Genomic DNA, 18,331 nt, shown 5'->3' with positions numbered 1-18,331 from the left:
CGCCGGTCACCTCCGCTTCTTCGTCATCTGGTAGACGAGCGTGGTGGTCCCGACCCCGAGCAGGATGAAGACCAGCTGGAGCCAGTAGAAGAGCGGGAAGCCGAAGATCCGGGGCGAGTCCGCGTTGAACAGCGGCGTGATCAGCGGCACCACGATCGGGACGAAGAGCAGCCAGTTCCACGGGCTGTGGTCCTTCGCCCGCGACTTCGACACCACCTCGGCGGCGGCCGCCCCCGTATCAGGTTCGCTCATGCCATCTCCTCGCTCTGCTCGGCCTCGTGACCCACCTGTCGGATCCGGTCGTCGGTCGGTCGACTCGTCCGTCGATCCTGGACATGTCGTCGTTGACCTATGTGTGCCGCCGGAGGTTAGGGCAGAGTGACGGCGGTCACGTCGAGGAAACCGATCCGGTGCGCCCAACGGCGACCACGCTGCGCCGAATGGTGATCGATGACGCATAGCGACGTACAAAAAAGTCTTTCACGTATAAAGGAGACATCGAAGTACGGCGATACCTCTTGATCGGGGGTCGGCCGGTTGGAATGCTGGCCGGGTGCGGCGATTCTCCTCGTACGACAGCACGGAACTCGCGTACCACGTCCAAGGCTCCGGGCCGCCGCTGGTCTGTCTGCCGGGCGGGCCGGCCCGGGCGTCCAGCTATCTCGGCGACCTCGGCGGGCTGAGCCGGGAACGCACCCTGCTCATGCTCGACCTCCGGGGCAGCGGCGACTCGGCGGTCCCGGAGGATCCGACGAGCTACCGGTGCGAACGACTCGTCGACGACGTCGAGGCGTTCCGGATCCATCTCGGACTCGACCGGATGGAACTGCTCGCCCACTCGGCCGCCGGCAACCTGGCGGAACTCTACGCCGCCCGGCATCCGGACCGGGTTGACCGGCTGGTGCTGGTCACCCCCGGGCTACGCGCGGTCGGGCTGGAGACGCTCGGCTTCGCCGAGGCGGTCGCGGCCCGCTCCACCCAGTGGTGGTACGCGGAGGCGAAGGCGGCGATGGACGCCTGGCAGGAGGCGGCGGCCCGGGGAGCCGGGCCGGCGGAGGTGGAGCCGCTGCGCACGGGGGCCGCGCCCTTCGCGTACGGCCGGTGGGACGAGCGGGCCCGCGCGCACGCCGAGGCGGAGGAGTGGGAGCGGCCGGACGCGGCGGCCGCCGGCTTCTACGACGCCTTCGCCCCGGAGACCTCGGCGGTCCGCGCCGCCCTGGCCGGGCTCGACGCCCCGGTGCTGGTCGTGGCCGGCGCGCTGGACCCGGCCCCGACCCCGGAGGCGGCCCACGCGCTCGCCGCGCTCTTCCCGCGCTCCGAGGTCGTGGTGCAGGACGCCACCAGCCACTTCCCCTGGCTCGACGACCCGTCCCGGTTCGTCAAGGCCGTGCTCACCTTCCTCGGCGAGGAACGCCCAAGGTGTTAGGAAGGGCCCCCGCATATACAAAAAACGATATGCGGGGGCCCTTCCTTACAGGTGGGCGGTGTCGTTGACGGTGCGCACCGCCATGCCGCCGTCGGGCCAGATGTCCATGATCGAGAGACCGGCCGGGTCGAGGTAGAGCCGGTGCAGGAAGGCGTCGGTCGCGGCGAGCGCGTCGCGGAGCGCGATCTTCACCGGTGAGACGTGTGAGACCACCACCACGGTCTCCCCCGGATAGCCGGCCAGCAGCTTCGCCACCGCCCGGCCCACCCGGGCGCCGACCTCCACGAAGGACTCCCCGCCCGGCGGGGCCACCTCCGGCGAGGCCAGCCAGGCGTCGAGCTCCGCCGGCCAGCGCTCGCGCACCTCGGCGAAGGTGTGCCCCTCCCACTCGCCGAAGTCGCACTCGATCAGGTCCGGCTCGACCACCACCGGCGGGTCGCCGAGCCCGCCGGCCACGATCCGGGCCATCGTCGTACACCGGGACAGCGGTGAGCTGACCACGGCCGCGACCGAGTCGACCAGCCCGGCCACCCGCCGGGCCGTCGCGCCGGACTGGGCCAGGCCCCGGTCCGACAGCGGCACGTCCCCGCGGCCGGAATAGCGCCCCTGCGCGGTGTACTCCGTCTCGCCGTGCCGCAGCAGCAGCAGCCGGGTGGCGGTCCGGGCCGGCCGCGGCTCCCAGGAGCTCTTCGCGGTCGAACCCTGGGCGGCCGTCCCGTGCGTCTCGGCCCGCCCGGTCGGGTCGGCCGGCGGCGCCGCCTGGGCCTCGGTTGCGCTGTCCCGGGCCACCTGCGGCGCCACCCCGGCGGCCAGGTCCATCGCCGCGTTGGCGAGCGCGTCGGCGTGCCGGTTGCGCTCCCGGGGAATCCAGGTGTACGTCACCGTGTCGAACCTGCGGACCAACCCGGCCGCCTGCGCGGCGAGCGGGCGCAGCCCTGGATTCTTGATCTGCCAGCGGCCCGCCATCTGCTCGACGACCAGCTTGGAGTCCATCCGCACCTCGACGGCGCTGGCGCCGGCCTCGCGGGCTGCCTCCAGGCCGGCGATCAGGCCACGGTATTCCGCGACGTTGTTGGTGGCGACGCCGATTGACTCGGAGCGCTCGGCCAGCACCTCGCCGGTGGCGGCGTCCCGGACCACCGCACCGTAGCCGGCCGGGCCGGGATTGCCCCGGGCGCCGCCGTCGGCCTCCACCACGACCCTACGACCGGGCACGGGCCCACCTCCCGGTCCCGCCACCCGCGCCGACGCCGCCGCTGGTACCAGCAGTGCCGCCACCGCCACCGATACCGGCAGCGGCAGCGGCAGCGGTCACCGCGGTCACAGGCCGGACTCGGCGGTGCGCACCATGATGCGGCGGCACTCCTCGCAGCGCACCACCTCGTCCGGGTCGGCGGCCTTGATCCGGGCCCGGTCCGCGCCGTACAGCTCCAGCCGGCAGCCGCCGCAGCGCCCGCCCGCCACCAGGGCCGCGCCGAGCCCGCCCGACGCCTCCCGGATCTTGTCGTAGAGCGCCACCAGGTCGCCCGGAAGGTCGGCCACGAGCGGCTGCCGCGAACCAGCCCTGAACTCCTCGTCCTTGGCGATCTCGGCCAGCGACCGGTCCCGCCGCTGCTCGGTCTCCGTGCGCCGCTCCCGCGCCGCGGCCAGCCGCTGCTCGATCCCGTCCAGTACGCCCTGTGCGGTCTCCCGCTGCTCCATCAGCTCCAGCTCGGCGTCCTCCAGTTCGGTCTGCCGCCGGTTGAGCGAGGCCAATTCGTGCTGGAGTGCCTCCAGCTCGCGCGCCGGCCCCGAACCGCCGGTCAGCCGGGCCTGGTCGCGGTCCTTGCGGACCCGGACCTGCTCGACGTCGCGCTCCAGCCGGGCGATGTCCCGGTCCAGGTCGTCTACAGCCACCTGGGCGCGGACCCGCTCGTCCTCCAGCGCGGAGAGTTCCCGGGCCAGCGCCTCCAACTCGGCGTGCTCGGGCAGCGTGCGGCGCCGGTGCGCGAGCTGGGCGAGTGCCGTGTCGATCGCCTGCACCTCGAGCAGGCGGCGCTGGTCCTTCGGGTCGGCCTTCATCGGCGGGTCTCCTTGTCCACGGGGAAAGCGGGGGTTACCACGGGCGGTACCGGAGACGCCGCGTGCGCCGTCCACGGATCGGTGTCCAGGTCGGACACGACGGTGTCGACGGGAAGGCGTTCGCCCAGGTGCGCGGCGACGTCGTCGAGCCAGGGCCGCTCCGTCGCCCAGTGCGCGGCGTCGAGCAGCGCCGGCCCCTCCTCGGCCAGATACTCGCTGACCGGGTGGTGCCGCAGGTCGGCGGTGAGGAAGGCGTCGACACCGGCCCGGAGTGCGTCACCGAGAAAGGAGTCACCGGCCCCGCCGCTGACCGCGACGGTCGAGATCGTCCGCTCCGGGTCACCGGCGGCGCGTACGCCCCAGGCGGTCGGCGGGAGTGCCCCGGCCGCGTACCCGGTGAACTCGGCCAGGGTCATCGGCTCCGGCAGCCGCCCGACGCGCCCGAACCCCCGCCCCTGGCCGGCGGCCGGGCCGGACGGGTCGGCCGGGCGCAGCGGGCGCAGCTCGGTCAGGCCCAGCCGGGCGGCGAGCGCGCCGGAGACACCGGGGTCGGCCACGTCGGCGTTGGTGTGCGCGACGTGGAGTGCGACGCCATTCTTGATCAACTGGTGCACGATCCGGCCCTTGTAGGTGGTCGCGGCCACCGACGAGACACCCCGCAGCAGCAGCGGGTGGTGCGCGACGATCAGGTCTGCGCCGTGTCCGAGCGCCTCGGCGACGGTCTCCGGCACCACGTCCACCACGAAGCAGACCCGGCGTACCGGCGCGGACGGCTCGCCGACCACCAGCCCCACCCGGTCCCAGCCCTCGGCCCAGGCCGGCGGATAGCGCTCGTCCAGCGCCGCCACGACGTCGGCCAGACTGACCGTGCCAGATCCCGATGCACTCACGGCGGCCCAGCTTACCGGCGCCGGCCGGGCGGCGGTGCCGACCGTCACGCGACACCGCCACCGGGCGACCGGGCGAGCCGGCCAGCCGGGGCCGGCGGCACGGTCAGCCGAGCTGGCCGCTGACCGAGAGCCTGGCCCGTAGCGCGCTCACCGCCATCTCCCAGGGAAAACTCTCCAGGTGGCGCTCCCCGGTGCCCGGCGCGTGCAGCGGCATGACCTGGTCGCCGAAGAGCACCGTGACGTCCCAGTCCCGCAGCCGGGCGAGGCTGGCCAGGAAGGCCGGATGCGCCGCCATGGCGGAGTTGGTGAACGGCATCGCCACGATCGGCAACCCCTTGCCGAGCCCTTCGACCAGGAGACCGAGGGCGAGGGTGTCGGCTATCCCGGCGGCCCACTTGTTGATCGTGTTGACCGTCGCCGGTGCCACGATCATCGCGTCCGCGGCCGGCAGCACGTCGGGGTCGCCCGGGTTCTTGTACGTCGACCGCACCGGATGTCCGGTCTGCCGGCCGAGTGCCGGCGCGTCGGCGAACTTCGTCCCGTCCGGAGTCAGCACCACACAGACGTCCCAGCCCTCGCGCTGCGCGCAGGTCACCAGCCGCCCGACGTGCCGGGCCAGCGGCGATCCGCAGGCCAACACGTACAGCACCCGCGACCCGGTCGGCTCCGTCACCGGACGATCACCCACAGCACGCCTCCCGCCTCAGCACGCTCCATTCGGTGGGGGCGTCAGATGCCGACCCCCATCTGCTCAGCTAACTCCGCTATCGGCGCGGGCGGCGCACCCCGTGTGCGACGCAGCACGTTCGACATCACCTCGTGTGCGATGGGCCGGCAGCGGATCTCGGACGGGGCCAGCCGGTCGCCGTCGACCAACGCCTCCCCCGCCCGGTCCAGGTCGCCGATCTGGGCGAACCCCCGGGCCAGATCCAGCATGTGGTGCGCCCGGCGCTCCGGCAGCAACGTGTGGAACCCGTCCCGCCCCACGATCGACCGCTCGTGGGTGATGACCGCGTTGCCCCCCTCGCCCAGTTCCACCGCCGCCGCCGCCCGGTGCAGCTCCAGGTTGGTCGGGCCGAAGCAGGTCCAGTAGTGGTTCTCGTCGCCGCCCAGCCGGTCGGCGGCCTCCTTGGCCTCGTTGACCAGATCCTTGACCGTGTTGTTGTCGCCCATCCGGGCCGCCGCCATCGCCCCCTGCAACAGCAGCATCCCGTAGACGGAGAGTCGTTCCGGCTCGCAGCCGTTGCCGCTGCCCGGCGCGAGGCGGTTGGCGATACTCACGTTGACCTCGAGTGCCGGCCGGGCCCGGCCGAGCGCGAGCAGGGCGTTGCCGACCCGGAAGGTGGCGACCCCGGCCAGCAGGTCGTCGTCGGCCCGCTGGGAGACCGCCATCGAGCGGTCGGCGGCGAGCCAGGCCAGCTCGTACTCGCCGAGCTTGCGCAGCGCGGAGGAGGCGATCTGGTAGACCTGCCCGAGCAGGTGCGCGGCCCTGGCCGAGTCGTCGCCGCTCGCCACGCTGTCCAGCGCCTGGGCGTCCCGGAGCAGCTTCGGCAGCGCCCGGGAGAGGACGCCGTACCGGGCGTACTGGTAGGTCAGCCAGGCGTGGTTGACCGACTTGGTCATCTCGGCCAGCGAGGGCGGCTGCGGAAGGGCGGTCAGCAGCCTGCTCATCGAGTCGTAGCGTTCCAGGGCGGAGCGGATCTCCTCCACCTCGACCTCGTCGATGCAGGTGAGCCCGTCGGCCCGGCGTTCCGGCTCCTTGCCGAGCAGCAGTTGGGCGTCGAGCTGGAGTACGTCCGCGATCTCGTACAGCACCGAGAACTTGTCCAGCCGGCGCACTCCCCGTTCGACCTTGTCCACCCAGCTCTTCGACTTTCCGAGCCGGTCGGCGAATACCTGCTGCGACATTTTGCGGCGACCGCGCCAGTAGGCGACACGACGTCCGATCGGAAGCTCGTCCACGTCCGGCCCCTCCTTTCTGCGTCGGCGGTTCGGTCGGGGGGAACCGCGCCGGTGAGAAACCGGGTACCACTCACGTCTGCGCTGGTCGCACAGCATGTACGTCACTCCGCAGCCGGCCGCTCGTAGCTTTCGGTGCAACCTTGCGGCTGTCTGCCCGGACAAACGACCGCGTCCGGCGCCAGTGACGGGCTTCGACCTGCATACCTGGCGTTGATCGACAAAAATAGGGGGTTCGCAGAGATGTGGCAGAAAGTCCGTCCGTCCTCGGTCCGTTTCGCTCAACTCGACCGGGTCCGTTTGCGCCGTATCGCGGTGCGTTACGCCGGGCACGGCTGGGACGTCACCCCCGGCGCGTGCCTCGCCCGCCACCGGTTCGTCTGTGGCCGGGCCGGCTGCCCGACGACCGGCTGCCACCCCGCGTTGGAGCAGTGGGAACGCAGCGCCACCGCCGATCCGGCCCGGGTCGCCACCTGGTGGCGGCTCCGCCCGCACTCGATCCTGCTGGCCACCGGACGCGCCTTCGACGTTCTGGAGGTCCCCGCCTACCTCGGCCGGTACGCGCTGGAGCGGGCCCGCCCCCGGCTGCACGGCGCCGCCTCCGCGCAGGGTCGCGGGCCGGTGGCGGTCACCCCGGCCGGGCGGTGGATGTTCCTGGTACGCCCCGGCGAACCGCTCCGGCCCGAACTGGAACAGAGCCTCTACGTGGTCCGGCACGGCTTAGGTTCCTGGATCCCGGCCCCGCCGACCAGGCTGCCGGAGGGGACGGTGCGCTGGGTGGTGTCGCCGGAGGAGACCCGCTGGCGCCTGGCCGACCCGTACGGGATCCAGGAACTGCTCGTCGAGGCGGTGGACGCCGTCTCGCCGACCCTGCCCGAGCCGCTCTTCCCGGCACACCTGCCGGCCCAGCGCCGCGCCGGTGGATGGTAGGTGGCTGCTACCGCGCGTCCCCCTTGTCCGGGTCTGGTCACCGAGAGGTGTTCCGCCGCTCCGGCGCCGGTCGGGGACAACCGGCCGGGATGTCGCCACCAACGCCGGCTGGCCGCATCGTGGCAGGTGGCTGAGCAGTCGCGGCCGTAGCTGGCGCATCGTGGCCGGTAGCAGGGGCACCAGGAGCGTGAGAGCGGCCCCGGACCGGGTAATCCGGCGCCGGACTGGTTGACGCCTGAGGAGAGGGCCTACGCCATGCTCAGCAAAGAGGATCAGCGCCGGTTTGACGAGATCACGCACCAGCTCCGGGTAACCGATCCCGAATTCGTGGCCCGGCTGGGCGACCGGGGAAAATTCCGCCGCGCCCGGCTGATACTCGTGTTGACCTTCGTATTCTGGGCCACCGTGCCCGCCCTGGTGGTGCTCGGTGGTTGGCTCGCCGTCGCGGTCGCCCCGGCGGTCCTGGTCGCGGCCACGCTGATGATGTGGCAGGCCCGACGAGTGCGGTGACCGATGATCGCGGCCGCCGGACGCCTCCGGTGGCCCGATGCTGCACGGCTGCACGGCTGAACGGCTGAACGGCTGGCTGAACGGCTGAACGGCCGGATGGCTGCACGGGTGCGATCAGGTCTCGTCTGCGCCGAACCGCAGGTAGGCGCGGCGGAGCCGCTCGGCCAACCCCGGCCCGCCGATCGCCGCACCGGGCGGGCCGAGCTGGCGCAGCACGAGCTCCGGCTCGGTGGCCAGGGTGGGCGCGCGGGACGGCAGCGGCACCGGAGAGACCCAGAATCGGTCGAGCGTCCCGGCCAGCGCCTCGGCGGGCAGGTCGGCGAGGGCCAACCCGGCACCGACCGGCGGTGGGTCGCTCGGGACAGCTGCGCCCGGATCCGGCCTCCCGGCCGGCAACCCCGCGCCGTCCGCATGCCGCGAACCGCCGGTCCGCCGCGAACCGCCGTCCGCACGCCGCGAACCGGCGGTCCGCCGCGTGCCGGCGGTGCCGGGTGCGACGCCACGCAAATCCCGCAGCCGGGCCAGCAACTGCTCCCGGTCCCGTCCCCGCCACCGCAGTAGCTGGAACGGGTCAGCGTCGAATGCCTCGGCGAGCAGGTAGAAGGTCGCGGCCAGGTGCTTGCACGGCACCGCGAAGTCGGGGCAGTCACAGCGCTGCGCCAGCTCGTCGATGCCGGCCGGAAAGAGCGGCGCACCCGCCTCGGCGAAGAGCTCCTCCAGCTCCGGCGGTAGCTCCCCGGCGAGCAGCCGGGCGCTGAACAGCGCCTGCGCGGCGAGCTGCGTCTCGATCCGGGCCCAGAGCCGCTCGGCGAAGGGCCGGAACCGGATCGACACCCGGTACGGCTTCGGCCGGGAGCCCTGCACCACGGCGGTCACCTCGCCCGGCGCCACCTCCAGCGACAGCACCTGCCCGGCGCGGGCGTAGGAGCGGCCCCGGGTCAGCCGGGTGCCGAGCGCGAAGGACTCCAGCACGTCCAGGAAGCGCCGGGACCACCAGGACCGGCCGATCGCCCCTCGGGCACTGCGGGCCCGCAGTCCGCCGTCGACCCGGCGCGGCCGGCCGTACTCACGGAAGTCGGTCACTCCACCACCGCCCCGCGCTCCAGGGCGAAGAGGTGGCGCAGCTCCGAGGTGGAGAGTTCGGTCAGCCACTGCTCACCACTGCCCACGATCCGCGCGGCCAGCCCCCGCTTCTCGGCGATCATCGCCGCGACCTTCTCCTCCACGGTGCCGGCACAGACGAACTTGCGTACCTGCACGGCGCGGCGCTGGCCGATCCGGAACGCCCGGTCGGTGGCCTGGTCCTCGACCGCCGGATTCCACCACCGGTCGACGTGGATGACGTGGTTGGCGGCGGTCAGGGTCAGGCCGGTGCCCCCGGCCTTCAGGGAGAGGATGAAGAGGGCCGGACCGGCGTTCCCGTCCCCGTCCTGGAAGCGGGTCACCATCGCGTCCCGCTCCACCTTGCCGGCACCGCCGTGTAGGAAGAGCACCTCCCGGCCGAACCGGGCGGCGAGGTGGGCGCGGAGCATCCCGCCGAACTCGGCGTACTGGCTGAAGATCAGGGCCTTCTCCCCGGCCGCCAGCGCCTCGTCCAGGATCTCCTCCAGCCGGGCGAGCTTGCCGGAGCGGCCGGGCAGCGCCGAGCCGTCCCGGAGCACCTGTGCGGGGTGGTTGCAGACCTGCTTGAGCCGGGTCATCGTGGCCAGCACCAGGCCGCGCCGCTCGATCCCCTCACTGGACTCGATCTTCGACATCATGTCGTCGACCACCGCCTGGTAGAGGGATGCCTGCTCCCGGGTGAGGTTGCAGAGCACCTCCATCTCCAGCTTCTCCGGCAGGTCGGTGATGATCGACTTGTCGGTCTTGACCCGGCGCAGCACGAAGGGGCCGGTGATCCGGCGTAGCCGGGCCGCCGCCTCGTCGTCACCGTGCCGCTCGATCGGCTCGGCGTAGCGCTTCTTGAAGGCGGATGCGGCACCGAGCAGGCCGGGGTTGGCGAACTCCATGATGGACCAGAGGTCGGCGAGGCGGTTCTCCACCGGCGTACCGGTGACCGCCACCCGGTGCCGGGCGGGCAGCGACCGGACCGCGCCGGCCTGCCGGGTCGCGGCATTCTTGATCGACTGTGCCTCGTCGACCACGATCCGGTGCCAGTCGACCTCGCCGAGCGCGGCGGCGTCCCGGGCCGCCAGCGAGTAGGTGGTGAGCACCAGGTCCGCGTCCCGGACCGCCGCGGCGAACCTCGCCCCGCGCGGCCGCTCGGCACCATGGTGTACGTGTACCCGCAGCTCCGGTACGAACCGGGCCGCCTCCCGCTGCCAGTTGCCGACCAGCGACATCGGGCAGACCAGCAGGGTGGGACCGCTGTCGGCCGGGTCACCGGCGAGCAGGGCGAGCAACATGATCGTCTTGCCCAGCCCCATGTCGTCGGCGAGGATGCCGCCGAGGCCGAGCGACTGGAGGAACGCCAGCCAGGCCAGCCCACGCCGCTGGTACGGCCGCAGCGTCCCCCGGAACGACTCCGGCGCGTCCCTCGGGGTGAGGTGCCGCTCGACCTGGCCGGCGAGCAGGTCCCCGAGCGGGCCGTCGGCGCCGACCCCGAGCACCGGCAGCGCCTCCGGATCGTCCTGGGCCGCCAGTCCCAGCCGGAGCAGGTCGCCCACGGTCAGCTCGCCGCCGCCGCGAAGCAGCTTGAGCCCCGCGGCGAGCCGTTTCGCGTCCAGCTCCACCCACTGCCCGCGGAGCCGGACCAGCGGCGTCTTCAGTTTGGCCAGCGCCCGCAGTTCGGCGGCGGAGAGCCGCTGGTCGCCCAGGGCAAGCTCCCACTGGTAGTCGACCAGCGCCTCCATGCCAAGCGCGCTGCGCGAGGCGACCGTCCCCGGCGCGGTACGGGTCTTGGCCTGCAACCTGGCCCCGAGCCGGGCGCCGGGCCGCTGCCACCAGGAGGGCAGCAGCACCCCGAACCCGGCGGAGTGCAGCACCGGTGCGCCCTCCCGAAGGAACCGGTGCGCGCCCTCGGTGTCCAGTTCCAGCGCTTCCGGCGCCGCCGTGCGCAACGCGTCGTCCAGTTCCGGCCAGAGCCGGCTGGCCCGGCCCAGCTCGGTCAGGAGCGTCTCCTGTGGCGTCGCCAGGTGCCGGGCCAACGCCCGCAGCTCGCCCCGGGCCGCCCAGATCCGGTCCGCCCCGACCACCAGGCTCGGCTCGTCGGCGGCCTGGAGCGCGAACTCCACCCGCCAGCGCTGCTGCGCCCCGTCCGGCCTGTCGGCAGCGTCCGCCGCCCCCCGCCCACTCGACGCGTCCGGCCCACCCGACGCGTCCGGCCCGTCGGCGGCGTCCGGCCCGTCGGCGGCGTCCGGCCCGTCGGCGGCGTCCGGTGCGTGCCCGGCGAGTGCGTCGAGGAGCGGATCGAGCACCATGTCGACCTCGGCCGGCACGGGCGGCTCGACCAGCCGGAAGCAGGCCCGGACCGGGCTGCCGACGGCATCCCGCTGCCAGGCGCGCAACTCGCGCTCCAACTCGGCGACGGCCTCCGGCTCGGCGGTGAAGTCGCGCTGCCGCCCGGTCAACGCCCTGAGCCAGGCCCGCACGGTGGCGTCTCCGGTGCCGGCCCGGCCGGCCCCGATCAGGCGTACGCCCTCCAAGGCCGTCCGGGCGGCGGCGTCGGTGAGCGCGTCCAGGGCGTCGGCGACGGTGGCCGCCGCCGAGCCGCTCGCCCCGGCAGCGTCAACCGGCGGCGCCGCTGCCGGTCCGGTGCGGCTTTTCTCCGTCCGGGTGGTTGCCGAGCCGCTGCTGGAGTCCGGGGTGGATGCCCCGGCCGCAGGGGGGTCGAGCGCGGCGCGGGCCGCCGGCGGCAGTGCCATGGTCAGCGCGCGGGCCCAGCCCGCATCGGCCCCGGCGAGCAGCGGGCGCCACACCGCGCGAGCCGGGCGTGCCGCGCCGCCGGATCGGGCGGAGCCGCGCGTGCTGCGGGAGGCGGCCGGAGCACCGGGGCCGGCCGGGATGGCACCCGGCTCGCCGGCGGCCTCGCCCGGCGTGGTCGACAGGGCGAGGCCGGGCAGGGTGCGGCCCCGCCGGACAAGCTCGACCGCGAACTCCGCCAGCCCGGCGAGATGCCGCAGCGACGCACCCGGGACCGGCGGCGACCCGTCGGCTTCGTAGCCACCGGCCGGTTCACGGTCACCGAGTGGCTCACGGTCGGCAGCCGCTCCGCCGTCGCCTGACGGTCGGCGGTCGGCGGTCCGGCCGGTGGGCGAGCGGCGCCGGCCGGACCGCTCCCGACCGGCGGACGCCTCCCGGCCGCCGAACGGCTCGCCCCCGCCGAAGGCGAGGAGCACCGGCAGCGCATGGTCGGCGTCGTACTCCAGGACCGGCACCCGCCACGACGCGAGACCGACCGCTCCGCGGGCCGGATCGACCGGCTCCGTCCGGACCAACTCCGCCGAATCGACCGGAGCACCGTCCCGGGTGGGCAGGGCGAGCAGGACGCTGCCGGTGGTCGCCTTCGCGGCGAGCTCGCCGAGCGCGCCGGCCAGCGCGGGATGTCCGGTCGCGAACGGGTGCGGACGGTGCCGGGGCGGGCGGCCGGGCCGGCGCGGCGGCCGGGCGGGCAGCGCGGAGTCCTCGCCCCACACCGCGAGCCGACCACCGGCCAGCCACATCCCGTGGACGACCAGCACGCACAAAGTCCCTTCTCGGCGGTGAAGTCAGCAGGCGGCTCCCTTTCTAGCACCCCCTCCGGCGCCGCGGCCGGTCTACTCGCCGGCATCGCCGTTACGGCTGCCGCACGGTGTGGGTCGACTCCGGTGGCACCATCGGTCGCGGCGACAGCGGCGACAGCGGCGGCCGGTCGGCGGGTTTCTGACAATCTTTCTGCCGTTACCCAGTCACGAATCGAACAGTTTCGCCCCGGCGGCCGTACCAACGGTCAAGATGACGATAGGCATGGATGTGTCGGCGTCCTGAGGCGAGGTGGTGACCATGGAGTTTCCCATCGTGCAGCGTGCCACGCCAGGGCGTTACCTGCTCCGCGGACTGCTCTCCTGCGGGCCGTGCGGCGAACTGCTGATCCCTTCCTTCTCCTCCAGCGGGCGGCGATACTACGGCTGCCCCCGCCGGCAGTGCCCGCACCCCTGGGTGCCGGCCGAGCAGACCGAGCAGACCGTCTGGGCGCACGTCGCGTCGACGTACGCTCCGGCCGCCCGCGACATCCCGCCGGAGCAGCGGCAGGCCCTGCTCACCTCGGTACTGGCCCGGGTCAGCATCGGCGTCGGGCTCGCCGACCTGCACTACCAGTGGCGGTGACCCGGGCGGCAACGGCTGATCGGCTGCGCCGGGGACGGCTCCGACGGCAGGATGGCGACATGGAGGCCACCACGGAGATCCCGTTGGTCGGTGGTGCGGGCGACGGCGGCAGCGTGATCGTCGACCTCGACGTACACGGCCGGCCGCCGCTCACCCACCACCACCTGGCCGACGGCGGGCTCGCCCGCGCCGACATCTACGAACTGGAGGCGGCCCTCGGCGAGGGGCCGCCGTGGCTGTACCGGTGGCGGGGGCCGGCCCCGTCCTGAGCCGGCCCGTCGGCCTCGTGCGCGGACCGGTCCGGTGGCGGCGAGTCAGCCGGCCGATCCGACGGCCGCCCTCGGCAGCCCCGCTGAGGGCTGGTTACTTGCCCCGGAACACCCGGACGGTGGCGATGCCGCCGAGCGCCAGCGCACCGAGCAGTACCGCCCAGATGATCGTCGTGTTCAGGCCGACGCCGAACTCCGCGTTCGCCTTGGCGTTGGCGGCGAGCGAGTTGTCCACCGGCGCGGGGACCACCACCGGGGGCAGTTCGGCGTACCGCACCAGGCCGGTGCTCTCCAGCAGGATCATGTGGTTCATCACGAAGTCGTTGGCCTGCTCGGCGAGCGTGCGGACGATCTCGTTCCGGGTACCCGACCGGACCGCGCCGATGACCGGGAAGATCGCGCCGTGCGCGGCGCGCAGCCGGTCCACGAAAATCCGGTCGAACCGCGCCCCGGACGCGTTCGTCATCTCCGTGATCCAGCCCTTCTGCTGGTCGGTCGGCTCGGTGGGCAGCTGGACCCCCAACTTGTTGGCCGCCTCGACGGTGAGCTGGTCCAACTCCACGTGCTGCTTGGCGATCTCGGCGCCGATCTGCCGGACCCGTTCGCTGTCGCCCTTCTCGGCCGCCATCTGCCCGGCCGGCATCTCCCAGAGCCCGGCCAGCCGGACCCCGCTCAGCAGCGCCATGTCGGCGGCGCCGAGCTGGGTCGGCCCGACCGGCGCGGCCACCGCCACCCCGGGCAGCACGAGCAATCCGACCATCAGGCCGGTCAGCAGAGCAGCCGTCCGGCGCATTGCCTTTACCGCAGATCGGGCCGTGGCCACGTAGTCAACCTCCCATGAAGCGGCGCCAAAGTGGCAATGGAGCCATCGATCAGGACCGTATGGGGAGGCGCGCTCATGAGTCAATCTCGGACGGCCGAGGAGAGCGAAGCTTAGGCCACACTTAAAGGAAACCTATACCGGCGGGTAGCGGTGGTCCGAGCGGAGCCCGCAGCGCGGGCTGGTAACCGGGTCCGGCAGCACGGTGACGGTGGTTCTGCGCTGTGGTGTGGGTCGGCGTTCCCGTCCCGTCACGAGGCGGCGGGGCGGGGTCGCACGCCAGGGTGGGACGACCTGTCGGGTCGGTCGGTGGGCGCGGCAGGTTTCGAACCTGCGACCCCTCGCTTGTAAGGCGAGTGCTCTCCCACTGAGCTACGCGCCCGGAGTGCCCGTGCGGAGCCTACCGGCGGCGGCAAGCTTACCCTGCCGCCCCGGTGCCTGCTCCACCCACTTCGCTCAGACCAGCGCCGTGGCCAGGGCCTTACGCCATCCTGCCTGGTCGCGTGGCTCGCCGGGCGGGTTCAGCTCGGCGAAGCGCACCGTACCGGCCCGGTCGATGACGAACGTGCCCCGGTCGGCACATCCCGCGGCCTCGTTGAAGACGCCGTACGTCCGGGCCACCGCCCCGTGCGGCCAGAAGTCGGCCAGCAGCGGGAACCCGTAGCCCTCCCGGTCGGCCCACACCTTGTGCGAGTAGACCGAGTCGACGCTGACCGTCAACACCTGGACGTCGCCGTTCTGGTATTCGTGGAGGTTCTCCTGCACCTCACCCAGCTCGCCCTGGCAGGTGCCGGTGAACGCCAGCGGATAGAAGACCAGCAACACGACCCGGCGACCCCGCAGGTCCGCCAGGCGTACGAGCTGGTTGTTCTGGTCCTTCAGCGCGAAGTCCGGCGCTTGCGCGCCGACGTCGATCGGCATGCGGGGCTCCCTGGTCGTGCGGCACCGGACCGGGTTACTTCTTGGCCTTGGCTCCCCGCCGGAGGACCAGCCGGGCTCCGCTCCAGTCCTTGCCGGCGTTCAGGGTCGACGTCTGTTGGAGGCCGGCGGTGACCGCCGTCTCGCTGACCTCACTCGGCTCGACGTGGCCCTCCCGTCCGGCCTTGGGCGTCAGCAGCCACACCACACCGTTGTCGGCCAGCGGGCCGAGGGCGTCGACCAGCAGTTCGAACAGGTCACCGTCGCCGTCCCGATACCAGAGCAGGACCGAGTCCACGACCTCGTCGGTGTCCTCGTCCACCAGCTCTCCGCAGCGATCGGTCAGGGCGTCCCGGAGATCCTGGTCGACGTCGTCGTCGTAGCCCATCTCCATGACGACCATCCCCGGCTCGATGCCGAACCGGTCTGCCAGACTCCGTACGCCGTCGGCGGCCTGACCAGCGGTCGCGCTCACTCCACGTGCCTCCTCATCTCCACTGCCAGCGGCGCCGGTGCGACGCCGATGACGCAAAGTCCACACAGTTGTCCCGCCGCGCGCAAGTGGCGCACCGAGTCGAAGGGAATTTACCGTGCCAGCAGCGTCCGGGCACCCTGGGTAATGGCCTCCTCGGAGACCAGTACATGACGGGCAGCCGGACCCAACGGGACGAAGGTATCGATAGAAGCTACCCTACGGGCAGAGCCGACAAAACCGGCATCAACCAGCGCCGCCACCACGCCCTCACCAACCCCACCGGAGCGGCGTGTCTCGTCCACGACCAGCACCCGGCCGGTCGCCTGGGCCTCCCGGATGATGTCCGCGACCGGCAGCGGAGCCAGCCAGCGCAGGTCCAGTACGCGGGTGCCGATCTCCTCCTCGGCCAGCTTGGCGGCCGCGCGCAACGACATCCGTACGCCGTTACCGAACGTGATGATCGTGACATCCTCGGCCGAGCCGACGCCGTAGACCCGGCCCCGGCCGATCGGTACGTGGCTGGCCGTCCAGCCGCCCGGCCCGAGATAGGGCGCGAGCCACTCGTCGTCGCCGTCGGTATGCAGATCGCGGGTGTGGTAGAGCGCGATCGGCTCCAGGAAGACGCAGACGCTGCCGTCGACCGCCGCGCTGGCCAGGCAGGAGCGGAGCATCGGCGCGGCGTCGTCGGCCCGGGACGGCACCGCGAGCACCAGGCCCGGCACATCCCGGAGTACGGCCAGCGAGTTGTCGTTGTGGAAGTGCCCGCCGAACCCGTCCTGGTACGCCAGCCCGGCGATCCGGACCACCATCGGATTGCGGTAGGCGCCCCGGGAGAAGTACTGCATCGTCGCCGCCTCGCCCCGGAGCTGGTCCTCGGCGTTGTGCAGGTAGGCCAGATACTGGATCTCCGGCACCGGCAGCATCCCGCTCAGCCCGGCGCCGAGGCCCAGCCCGAGGATCGAGGTCTCGTCCAGCAGCGTGTCGAAGACCCGGGGAGCACCAAACCGGTCCCGCAGCCCCTTGGTGACCCCGTAGACCCCGCCCTTGGCCGCCACGTCCTCGCCGAAGATGGTCAGCTGCGGATAGTCGAGCAGCCCGTCGGCGAGCGCGGCGTTGATGGTCTGGGCCAGGGTGAGCGGGCCACCCTGCTCCGGCAGCTTGCCGTCGAAGACGGCGCTCCGGGCCGCCGCGGCCGGCCCGGCGGCCCGGCCGGCGGCCTCGGTGACCGCCCGGGCCACCCGGACCGGCCGCCTCGGCGCCAGCGGCGCCACGACGTCCGCCGCGCTGGCCAGCTTGCGCTCGCCGAGCACCTCCTCGGCGACCTTGCGCACCTGCCAGCCGACCTCGTCGTAGCGGGCGATCAGCTCCTCCGGGGTGGCCAGCCCGGCCCCGGCAAGCAGCCGGGCAGTCGCCACCAGCGGGTCGCGCTGCACGTCCCGGGCGATCTCGGCGGCGGTCCGGTACGCCACCTCGGCGTCCGCCCCGGCGTGCCCCATCAGCCGCACCGTGGAGAGGTGCAGTACGGCGGGGCGCCGGTGCCGGCGCACCCAGGCGGCCGCCTCGACCGCCACGTCGTACGTCTCGACCAGGTCGCAGCCGTCCGCGGCGAAGTACCGGATGCCGGGCTTGGCGCGCAGCGTCTGCGCCACCCAGCCGTCCGGAGACTTCACGCTGATTCCGAGCCCGTTGTCCTCGCAGACGAAGAGCACCGGAATGCGCAGGCCGGTGTGGTCGCACCAGCCGGCGGTGTTGAACGCGGCGGCGGCGGTGGCGTGGTTGACCGAGGCGTCGCCGAAGGAGCAGAGCACGATCGCGTCGCTCGGCCAGGCCGACTCGGCCTCGCCGCGCTGCCGCGCCGCACCGCCGGCCGCCCGGCGTCCGCCCGGCCGCCCGCGCCCGTCGCCGAGCCGGCGCAGCCGTTCGACCGCGAAGCCGATGCCGACCGCCCGGGGCAGGTGCGAGGCGATGGTCGAGGTGGTCGGCACGACCGCGACGGCGGCGTTGCCGAAGACCTTGTGCCTGCCGCCGGCGATCGGCTCGTCGGCGGAGGCCACCACGCCGCGTAGGACGTCCCGGGCCGCGCCGAGGACGGCTTCGGAGGCGCCCGCCCCGTCGACGCCGTCCCGGCGCCCGCCCACGCTCCCGTTGCCCTCCGGAGCCCGCATCGCCTCGGCCACCCGTTCGGCGACCCCGACCCGGTGTGCCGGATCGCCAGTCCCGGTGGTTTCGATGGTTTCGGTGGATTGTCCGGCCTTCGCCTGGGCCACGCGAGCGCAGTAGAAGGCGCCGGACCGGTAATGCAGTAGGGCCGGGTCGGTCGGCCGGAGCGCCAGCGCAACCGCGGCGTTGCCCTCGTGTCCGGCGGAGCCGATGGTGTAGAACCCCTCGCCGAAGCTGCGCAGCCAGCGGGCCGCAAGATCCAGGTGCCGGCTGACGAGCTGGGCGTCGAAGAGCTCCAGGGCGGTACGGCCGTCGAGCGTGCCGCCGTCCCGGACCGGTTCCTCGGCCGCGCGACCGGAGGACGCCGGCACCTCGATGGCGCCGACCGCCTCCCGGAACCGCTCGTCGAGATCTTGGGGGGTGGTCACGTCCGACAGCATTACCGACGCCGGCCACCCCTGACCACTCAGACACCCCGGCCCGTCCTGGTCTCAGCAGCTTGGTCTAGACTCAACGTTCAGAAATCTTTGAACGTTCGAATCAGATCAGTCGAAACGAACAGCTCGACAGAAACGGGAGCGCAGGTGACCGAACTTTCCCCGGAGCGCC

General features: G+C 73.1%; 17 protein-coding genes and 1 tRNA gene. 5 read left to right on the top strand and 13 right to left on the bottom strand.

The features are described 5' to 3' along the window. Positions 1–6: 6 nt before the first annotated feature. Complete coding sequence (locus tag ACN28C_RS14005) at positions 7–252, bottom strand: DUF3311 domain-containing protein (RefSeq protein WP_422773902.1); 246 nt, start codon at positions 250–252, stop codon at positions 7–9. A 301-nt stretch (positions 253–553) separates the two neighbouring features. Between ACN28C_RS14005 and ACN28C_RS14000 the strand changes: the two genes are divergently transcribed. Further along, complete coding sequence (locus tag ACN28C_RS14000) at positions 554–1,426, top strand: alpha/beta fold hydrolase (RefSeq protein ID WP_422773901.1); 873 nt, start codon at positions 554–556, stop codon at positions 1,424–1,426. Positions 1,427–1,471: 45 nt separating this feature from the next. Here the strand turns inward: ACN28C_RS14000 and ACN28C_RS13995 are convergent, their stop codons facing one another. From ACN28C_RS13995 to ACN28C_RS13975, 5 genes are all read right to left on the bottom strand, one after another. Continuing rightward, positions 1,472–2,641, bottom strand: coding sequence for a bifunctional RNase H/acid phosphatase (locus ACN28C_RS13995; RefSeq protein ID WP_422773900.1), 1,170 nt, complete (start codon positions 2,639–2,641; stop codon positions 1,472–1,474). A gap of 105 nt (positions 2,642–2,746) precedes the next feature. Further along, a complete protein-coding gene (locus ACN28C_RS13990; RefSeq protein WP_422773899.1) occupies positions 2,747–3,487 on the bottom strand; it encodes a zinc ribbon domain-containing protein in 741 nt (246 codons plus the stop codon). Beyond that, positions 3,484–4,377, bottom strand: coding sequence for a Nif3-like dinuclear metal center hexameric protein (locus ACN28C_RS13985; protein WP_422773898.1), 894 nt, complete (start codon positions 4,375–4,377; stop codon positions 3,484–3,486). Before ACN28C_RS13985 ends, ACN28C_RS13990 begins: the two co-directional genes overlap by 4 nt. A gap of 103 nt (positions 4,378–4,480) precedes the next feature. Then, positions 4,481–5,050: a flavoprotein gene (locus ACN28C_RS13980; RefSeq protein ID WP_422773897.1), complete on the bottom strand. Its 570-nt coding sequence runs from the start codon at positions 5,048–5,050 to the stop codon at positions 4,481–4,483. A 56-nt stretch (positions 5,051–5,106) separates the two neighbouring features. Further along, positions 5,107–6,339, bottom strand: a complete 1,233-nt coding sequence (locus ACN28C_RS13975) for a helix-turn-helix domain-containing protein (RefSeq protein WP_422773896.1) — start codon at positions 6,337–6,339, stop codon at positions 5,107–5,109. A gap of 240 nt (positions 6,340–6,579) precedes the next feature. On the opposite strand from ACN28C_RS13975, the gene ACN28C_RS13970 reads away from it, so the two are divergent. Then, entirely contained in the window at positions 6,580–7,266 is a 687-nt protein-coding gene (locus ACN28C_RS13970) for a bifunctional DNA primase/polymerase (protein WP_422773895.1), read from the top strand. A gap of 255 nt (positions 7,267–7,521) precedes the next feature. Continuing rightward, positions 7,522–7,776, top strand: coding sequence for a DUF3040 domain-containing protein (locus ACN28C_RS13965; protein WP_422773894.1), 255 nt, complete (start codon positions 7,522–7,524; stop codon positions 7,774–7,776). Positions 7,777–7,890: 114 nt separating this feature from the next. Here the strand turns inward: ACN28C_RS13965 and ACN28C_RS13960 are convergent, their stop codons facing one another. Both ACN28C_RS13960 and ACN28C_RS13955 read right to left on the bottom strand, forming a co-directional pair. After that, complete coding sequence (locus tag ACN28C_RS13960) at positions 7,891–8,859, bottom strand: SWIM zinc finger family protein (protein ID WP_422773893.1); 969 nt, start codon at positions 8,857–8,859, stop codon at positions 7,891–7,893. Next, positions 8,856–12,455 carry an SNF2-related protein gene (locus tag ACN28C_RS13955; RefSeq protein WP_422773892.1) on the bottom strand — a complete coding sequence of 1,200 codons (3,600 nt, stop codon included), beginning with the start codon at positions 12,453–12,455 and terminating at the stop codon, positions 8,856–8,858. Before ACN28C_RS13955 ends, ACN28C_RS13960 begins: the two co-directional genes overlap by 4 nt. Positions 12,456–12,756: 301 nt before the next feature. On the opposite strand from ACN28C_RS13955, the gene ACN28C_RS13950 reads away from it, so the two are divergent. Together ACN28C_RS13950 and ACN28C_RS13945 are read left to right on the top strand one after the other, a co-directional pair. Beyond that, positions 12,757–13,080, top strand: coding sequence for a zinc ribbon domain-containing protein (locus ACN28C_RS13950; protein WP_422773891.1), 324 nt, complete (start codon positions 12,757–12,759; stop codon positions 13,078–13,080). A gap of 59 nt (positions 13,081–13,139) precedes the next feature. Next, complete coding sequence (locus ACN28C_RS13945) at positions 13,140–13,349, top strand: hypothetical protein (RefSeq protein WP_422773890.1); 210 nt, start codon at positions 13,140–13,142, stop codon at positions 13,347–13,349. 94 nt (positions 13,350–13,443) lie between these two features. On the opposite strand, the gene ACN28C_RS13940 is transcribed toward ACN28C_RS13945, so the two are convergent. The 5 genes from ACN28C_RS13940 to ACN28C_RS13920 all read right to left on the bottom strand — a co-directional run bounded on the left by ACN28C_RS13940 (position 13,444) and on the right by ACN28C_RS13920 (position 18,162). Continuing rightward, on the bottom strand, positions 13,444–14,142 hold the full coding sequence (locus ACN28C_RS13940; protein ID WP_422773889.1) for a DUF4142 domain-containing protein: 699 nt from the start codon (positions 14,140–14,142) through the stop codon (positions 13,444–13,446). A 337-nt stretch (positions 14,143–14,479) separates the two neighbouring features. Further along, positions 14,480–14,551, bottom strand: a tRNA-Val gene (locus tag ACN28C_RS13935). A 74-nt stretch (positions 14,552–14,625) separates the two neighbouring features. Further along, positions 14,626–15,090: a peroxiredoxin gene (locus tag ACN28C_RS13930; RefSeq protein WP_422773888.1), complete on the bottom strand. Its 465-nt coding sequence runs from the start codon at positions 15,088–15,090 to the stop codon at positions 14,626–14,628. 34 nt (positions 15,091–15,124) lie between these two features. Continuing rightward, the gene (locus tag ACN28C_RS13925; RefSeq protein ID WP_421494496.1) at positions 15,125–15,562 is read right to left on the bottom strand and encodes a DUF3052 domain-containing protein; all 438 of its coding nucleotides are present in this window, start codon (positions 15,560–15,562) and stop codon (positions 15,125–15,127) included. A 110-nt stretch (positions 15,563–15,672) separates the two neighbouring features. Beyond that, positions 15,673–18,162 (bottom strand): transketolase C-terminal domain-containing protein, encoded by a 2,490-nt coding sequence (locus tag ACN28C_RS13920; RefSeq protein ID WP_422773887.1) that lies wholly within the window; start codon positions 18,160–18,162, stop codon positions 15,673–15,675. Positions 18,163–18,331: the final 169 nt, after the last annotated feature.

It is taken from the genome of Plantactinospora sp. WMMC1484 (assembly GCF_049315195.1).
Lineage (GTDB): Bacteria > Actinomycetota > Actinomycetes > Mycobacteriales > Micromonosporaceae > Plantactinospora.
Note: the sequence above shows the minus strand (reverse complement) of the source record. Positions and strands in the feature narration are given on the sequence as shown.